Here is a 5486-nt window from a genome sequence, read left to right on the forward strand (position 1 = left end):
GGCCCTGCCGCTGTACGTGCCGGTGCTGGTGTTCGGCGCCGGCAGCGTGGCGGCGGCGGCGCAGGGCCTGGATCCGGCCGGCGGCCTGCTGTTGCTGGCCGCGGGCCTGGTCGCGGGCCTGGTGCTGGCGCCGTTGGCGGCGGCCGCGGCGATCCGCATCTCGCTGAGCTGAGCCTTTTGGGGCAGCGCCGGCGCGACGGCGGCCGTACCATGCAAGCGCAGTGTTCCCTCGCCGTTCCGTTGTTGTCGCATCGAAGCCCGCCTTCCGCCAGCTAGAATCGTCCGCATGGCCTCTCTCGTCCGCTGGTTCCACCAACTCGGTTCGCCGCCGACCTTCGATCGCTTCGCTGCGCGCTGGACGCCGTGGTGCTACCTGGCGGCGCTGCTGCTGGCCGGCGTGGGCATCTGGCAGGCGCTGTTCGTGGTCCCGGCCGACCGCCTGCAGAGCGACGCCTTCCGCATCCTCTACATCCATGTTCCCAGCGCCTGGATGAGCCTGTTCGTGTTCGGCCTGATGGCCGTGTACGCGGCCATCGCCCAGGTGTGGCGGATCAAGCTGTGCGAGATCCTGGCGATGGCCTGCGCGCCGATCGGCGCCGCCTTCACCCTGATCACCCTGCTGACCGGCAGCATCTGGGGCAAGCCGATGTGGGGCGCCTGGTGGGACTGGGATCCGCGCCTGACCACCGAGTTGATCCTGCTGTTCCTGTACATCGGCGTGATGGGCCTGTACCTGGCGATCGAGGACCGGCGCACCGCCGCGCGCGCGGCCGGGCTGCTGGCCATCGTCGGCGTGGTGCTGCTGCCGGTGATCCGCTATTCGGTGGTGTGGTGGAACTCGCTGCACCAGGGCCAGACCATCCGCCTGTTCGGCCAGTCCAGCATGGACCCGAGCATGCTGCCGCCGCTGTGGCTGATGGTGGCCGCGACCAAGTTCTGGTTCGCCGGCTCGCTGCTGGCGCGCGCGCGCGCCGACAACCTGCGCCGCGAGGCCGGCAAGGACTGGGTGACGCAACTGGCGGAGGCACGCGGATGAACTACCTGCCGTATGTGGTCGGCGCCTACACGGTGTTCGCCGGGGTGCTGCTGGCCGATTTCGTGCTGGCGCGGCTGCAGGTGCGTAACGCCCTGCGGGCGGCACGGCTGCGCGCGCAACGCAAGCGCCAGGCCAAGGCCGAGCCGGCGCCGCCGCTGGAGCTGAGCCGATGAACCCGCAGCGCAAGCGCCGCCTGCTGTGGCTGATGCTGCTGGTGCTGGCCGCCGGCCTGACCACCACCCTGGTGGCGATGGCCCTGCAGCGCAATGCCGCCTACCTGTACACCCCGGCCGAAGTGCTGGCCGGCAAGACCGGCGCGCACGCGCGCTTCCGCCTCGGCGGCATGGTCGAGAAAGGCTCGTTCCAGCGCGCACCCGGTTCGCTGCAGTCGCACTTCCGGGTCACCGACGGCGATGCGCAACTCACCGTGCGCTACGACCGGATCCTGCCCGACCTGTTCCGCGAGGGCCAGGCGGTGGTGGCCACCGGCAGCATGCACGACGGCGTGTTCGTCGCCGAGGACGTGCTGGCCAAGCACGACGAGACCTACATGCCGAAGGAGCTGGCGGACAAGATGGGCAGCGCGCATCGCAAGCATGATGTGGGGGTGGCACAGTGATGGTTCGGACAGCGCGGGAACCGAACAGCCGGGACTCGGGACCCGGGACCCGGGACCCGGGAAAGCGGTTGCGCGACATCTGCAACTTGGCAGCGCATCCACGCATCGGAACTGGCACGGTCCGTTTTTGCTTCGCACGCATCCCGCACCGCTCCGCGACCAACCTACAGACCTCGCCTACGCGCTCTTCCGGGTCCCGGGTCCCGGGTCCCGAGTCCCGGCCGCATGCTGCCTGAGGTCGGTCAGCTCCTGCTGATCCTCGCCCTGCTCACCGCCGTGCTGCAGGCGCTGCTGCCGCTGGCCGGCGCGCAGCGCGGCGATGCGCGCTGGATGGCGGTGGCACGGCCGGCGGCGTTCGCGCAGCTGGCCTTGGTGGCCGGCGCCTTCGCGATCCTCACCCATGCGTTCGTGACCCAGGACTTCTCGGTGGCCTACGTCGCCGAGAACTCCAATTCGCTGCTGCCGCTGGTGTACCGCTACTCGGCGGTGTGGGGCGCGCACGAGGGCTCGCTGCTGCTGTGGACGCTGATCCTGGCGCTGTGGACCGGCGCGGTCGCGCTGTACTCGCGGCGCCTGCCGGCCCCGGTGGTGGCGCGGGTGATCGGCACCCTGGCGCTGGTCAGCATCGGCTTCCTGGCATTCCTGCTGTTCACCTCCAACCCGTTCGCGCGGCTGCTGCCGGCACCGCTGGAAGGGCGCGATCTCAATCCGCTGCTGCAGGATCCCGGCCTGGTGATCCATCCGCCGCTGCTGTACGCCGGCTACGTCGGCTTCGCGGTGCCGTTCGCCTTCGCAATCGCCGCGCTGCTGGACGGCCAGGTGGATGCGCGCTGGCTGCGCTGGACGCGGCCGTGGACCAACGTGGCCTGGGGCTTTTTGACCATCGGCATCGCCCTCGGCAGCTGGTGGGCATACTACGAACTGGGCTGGGGCGGCTGGTGGTTCTGGGACCCGGTGGAGAACGCCAGCTTCATGCCGTGGCTGGCCGGCGCGGCGCTGCTGCATTCGCAGGCGGTCACCGAGAAACGCGGCAGCTTCGGCGCCTGGACTCTGTTGCTGGCGATCGCCGCGTTCTCGCTGTCGCTGCTCGGCACCTTCCTGGTGCGCTCGGGCGTGCTGACCAGCGTGCACTCGTTTGCCGCCGACCCCGCCCGCGGCCTGTTCATCCTGGTGTTCCTGAGCCTGCTGTGCGGCGGCGCGCTGCTGCTGTATGCGCTGCGCGGCGGCCGCGTGGCGGCGGCAGCCGACGAGGCGCGGCAACGCTTCGCGCCGGCCTCGCGTGAGACCCTGCTGCTGGCCAACAACCTGCTGCTGACCTGCGCCTGCGCCATGGTGCTGCTGGGCACGCTGTATCCGCTGCTGGCCGATGCGCTGGACCTGGGCAAGCTGTCGGTGGGGCCGCCCTACTTCGGCACCTTGTTCATCGTGCTGATGGCGCCGCTGGTGGCGTTGCTGCCGTTCGGTCCGCTGACCCGCTGGCAGCGCGAACAGGCGTCGCGGCCGCTGGCGCTGCTGGCGCCGTGGGCCGGCCTGGCCCTGCTGGCCGGGGCGATCGGCTTCTTCCTGGCGCCGCAGGGCGCGTGGAAGACCGCTGCCGGCGTCGCCGCTGCGACCTGGGTGCTGCTGGGCACCGCGCGCTTCGTATGGAGCCGGCGCCAGCTCAAGGGCAGCCGTTTCACCGCCGAGATGCTGGGCATGACCCTGGCGCACACCGGCATCGCGGTGTTCCTGGCCGGCGCGTTGCTGGTCGAGGCCCTGGAGCAACAGCGCGAAGTGGCGCTGGCGCCCGGACAGCACCTGGAGCTGGGCCGCTACCGTTTCGAGCTGCAGGGACTGGACCAGCGCAAGGGCCCCAACTACGTGGCCGAACGTGCGCAGGTGCAGGTGCTGCGCGACGATCGCCCGCTGGCGCTGCTGCACCCGGAAAAGCGTCTTTACGCCAGCGGCGGCCAGAACATGACCGAAGCCGGCATCCATCCCGGCCTGTTCGGCGATGTGTACGTCGCCCTGGGCGAGCCGCTGGGCGGCAACGCCTGGGCGATGCGCGTGCACGTCAAACCCTTCGTGCGCTGGATCTGGCTTGGCGCGGCGCTGATGGCGCTGGGCGGTTTCGTCACCGCCGCCGACCGGCGCTTCCGTCGTACCCCGGAGACCCCCTGATGTCCGCTCCCGCTCCACGTCGCCTGCCGCTGCCCGCCATCCTGCTGGGTGCGCTGTTCTTCCTCGGCCTGCTGGCGTTGATGGTGTATGCGGTGCAGCGTTCCGGCAGCGCCGATCGCGACGCGCTGCCCTCGGCGCTGATCGGCAAGCCGGCGCCGGCGTTCGAACTGCCGCTGCTGCACGACGCCTCGATCCGCGTGCGCAGCAGCGAGTTGCTGGGCGCGCCGTACGTGCTCAACGTGTGGGGCAGCTGGTGCCCGGCCTGCCGCGAGGAACACCCGGTGCTCACCCGTTTCGCGCTGAGCAAGCGTGTGCGGGTGATCGGCTACGACTGGAAGGACACCCGCGAGGACGCGCTGCGCTGGCTGGAGCAGTTGGGCAACCCGTTCCTGGCAGTGCTGTTCGATCCCGAAGGGCGCACCGCGATCGACTGGGGCGTGGCCGCGGCGCCGGAGACCTTCCTGGTCGACGCGCGCGGCGTGGTGCGCTGGAAGCATGCCGGCCCGCTGACCGATGCGATCATCCGCGACGAACTGCTGCCGGCACTGGAGCAGGCCGAGCGCGACGCCCCGCCGACGCGCGCCCAGGGCAAGGCCACGCCATGAGCCAGCACCGCCGGCCTGCGCTGCGGCTGGGCCTGCTGGCGCTGCTGGCGTGGTCCACGCTGGCCGGCGCCGAACCGGTGTCCGATCCGACGCCGCTGGCCTACCGCTCCGCCGCCGAGGAGGCGCGCTTCCATGCGCTGACCGCGGAACTGCGCTGCGTGCAATGCCAGAACCAGTCGCTGGCCGACTCGCACGCGCAGATCGCCATGGACCTGCGCCGCGAAGTGCTGGAACTGATGCACCAAGGCAAGTCGGATGCGCAGATCAAGCAGTTCCTGGTCGATCGCTACGGCGAGTTCGTGCTGTACCGGCCGCAGCTGGAAGCGCGCACCTGGCTGCTGTGGTTCGGCCCCTTGCTGCTGCTGGCCGGCGGCGCCGTGGTGCTGATCCGGATGGTACGGCGGCGCGCGCCGGCGGCGACGGCGCTGCCGCTGCAGGACGAACAGGAATGGTGAGGCGATGCTGAGTTGGGGCATGTCGGCTGCGGCGGTGGCGCTGGCGGCGCTGGTGTTCGCGGTGGTGCTGTGGCCGCTGCGCGGCGGCGGCCGCAACGGTGCGGTGCTGGCGGTGGCGATCCTGGCGCTGGGCGTGGCGACGGCGGCGCTGTACGCGTTGGTCGGCACCCCGCGCGCGTTGCAGGCGCAGAACCGCGAGGCACCACGCACGCTCGAGGATGGCGTGAAGCAACTGCAGGCGGCGCTGGCCAAGGATCCCAACCGGGCCGACGGCTGGGCCTTGCTCGGCCGTAGCCAGATGTCGCTGGGGCACAACGCCGAGGCCGCGGCCGCATTCGCGCGTGCGGTGCGCCTGGCGCCGGAACAGGCGCCGTTGCTGATCGAGGCGGCCGAGGCGCGGGCGATGGCCAACCCGCAACGGCAGTTCGACGACCAGGCGCTGGCCTGGCTGCAGCACGCCCTGCAATTGGCGCCGGGCAGCGAACGCGGCGCCTGGTTCCTGGGCATCGCCCAGCGCCAGCGCGGCCAGGACGCCGCCGCCGCGGCCACCTGGGAAGCGCTGTTGCCGCGCGTGGACGCGGCCACCGCCGCGGCGCTGCGGCCACAGATCG

General features: G+C 71.4%; 8 protein-coding genes. All 8 read left to right on the top strand.

Annotated elements, in window-relative coordinates:
* On the top strand, positions 1-172 hold a 172-nt coding region (locus D180_RS11175; protein WP_043090832.1), incomplete at its 5' end, for a heme exporter protein CcmB.
* Between the two features lie 114 nt (positions 173-286).
* A complete protein-coding gene (ccmC, locus tag D180_RS11180; protein ID WP_010343777.1) occupies positions 287-1036 on the top strand; it encodes a heme ABC transporter permease CcmC in 750 nt (249 codons plus the stop codon).
* Entirely contained in the window at positions 1033-1209 is a 177-nt protein-coding gene (locus D180_RS11185) for a heme exporter protein CcmD (RefSeq protein ID WP_017912865.1), read from the top strand. The genes ccmC and D180_RS11185 overlap by 4 nt, the downstream gene beginning before the upstream one ends.
* Complete coding sequence (gene ccmE, locus D180_RS11190) at positions 1206-1655, top strand: cytochrome c maturation protein CcmE (RefSeq protein ID WP_017912866.1); 450 nt, start codon at positions 1206-1208, stop codon at positions 1653-1655. The genes D180_RS11185 and ccmE overlap by 4 nt, the downstream gene beginning before the upstream one ends.
* Positions 1656-1880: 225 nt before the next feature.
* Positions 1881-3815 (top strand): heme lyase CcmF/NrfE family subunit, encoded by a 1935-nt coding sequence (locus tag D180_RS11195; RefSeq protein ID WP_017912867.1) that lies wholly within the window; start codon positions 1881-1883, stop codon positions 3813-3815.
* Positions 3812-4420: a DsbE family thiol:disulfide interchange protein gene (locus tag D180_RS11200; protein WP_026143515.1), complete on the top strand. Its 609-nt coding sequence runs from the start codon at positions 3812-3814 to the stop codon at positions 4418-4420. The genes D180_RS11195 and D180_RS11200 overlap by 4 nt, the downstream gene beginning before the upstream one ends.
* Entirely contained in the window at positions 4417-4875 is a 459-nt protein-coding gene (locus D180_RS11205) for a cytochrome c-type biogenesis protein (RefSeq protein WP_017907310.1), read from the top strand. The genes D180_RS11200 and D180_RS11205 overlap by 4 nt, the downstream gene beginning before the upstream one ends.
* 19 nt (positions 4876-4894) lie before the next feature.
* Positions 4895-5486: tetratricopeptide repeat protein (locus D180_RS11210; RefSeq protein WP_017912868.1), on the top strand; the 592-nt coding region annotated here is incomplete at its 3' end.

The organism is Xanthomonas sp. SHU 166, assembly GCF_000364685.1.
Taxonomy (GTDB): Bacteria; Pseudomonadota; Gammaproteobacteria; order Xanthomonadales; family Xanthomonadaceae; genus Xanthomonas_A; species Xanthomonas_A sontii.

Coding starts and splice junctions, on each gene's coding strand:
- D180_RS11185 (WP_017912865.1), top strand. CDS start 1,033: ATGAACTACCTGCCGTATGTGGTCGGCGCCTACACGGTGTTCGCCGGG.
- ccmE (WP_017912866.1), top strand. CDS start 1,206: ATGAACCCGCAGCGCAAGCGCCGCCTGCTGTGGCTGATGCTGCTGGTG.
- D180_RS11205 (WP_017907310.1), top strand. CDS start 4,417: ATGAGCCAGCACCGCCGGCCTGCGCTGCGGCTGGGCCTGCTGGCGCTG.
- D180_RS11195 (WP_017912867.1), top strand. CDS start 1,881: ATGCTGCCTGAGGTCGGTCAGCTCCTGCTGATCCTCGCCCTGCTCACC.
- ccmC (WP_010343777.1), top strand. CDS start 287: ATGGCCTCTCTCGTCCGCTGGTTCCACCAACTCGGTTCGCCGCCGACC.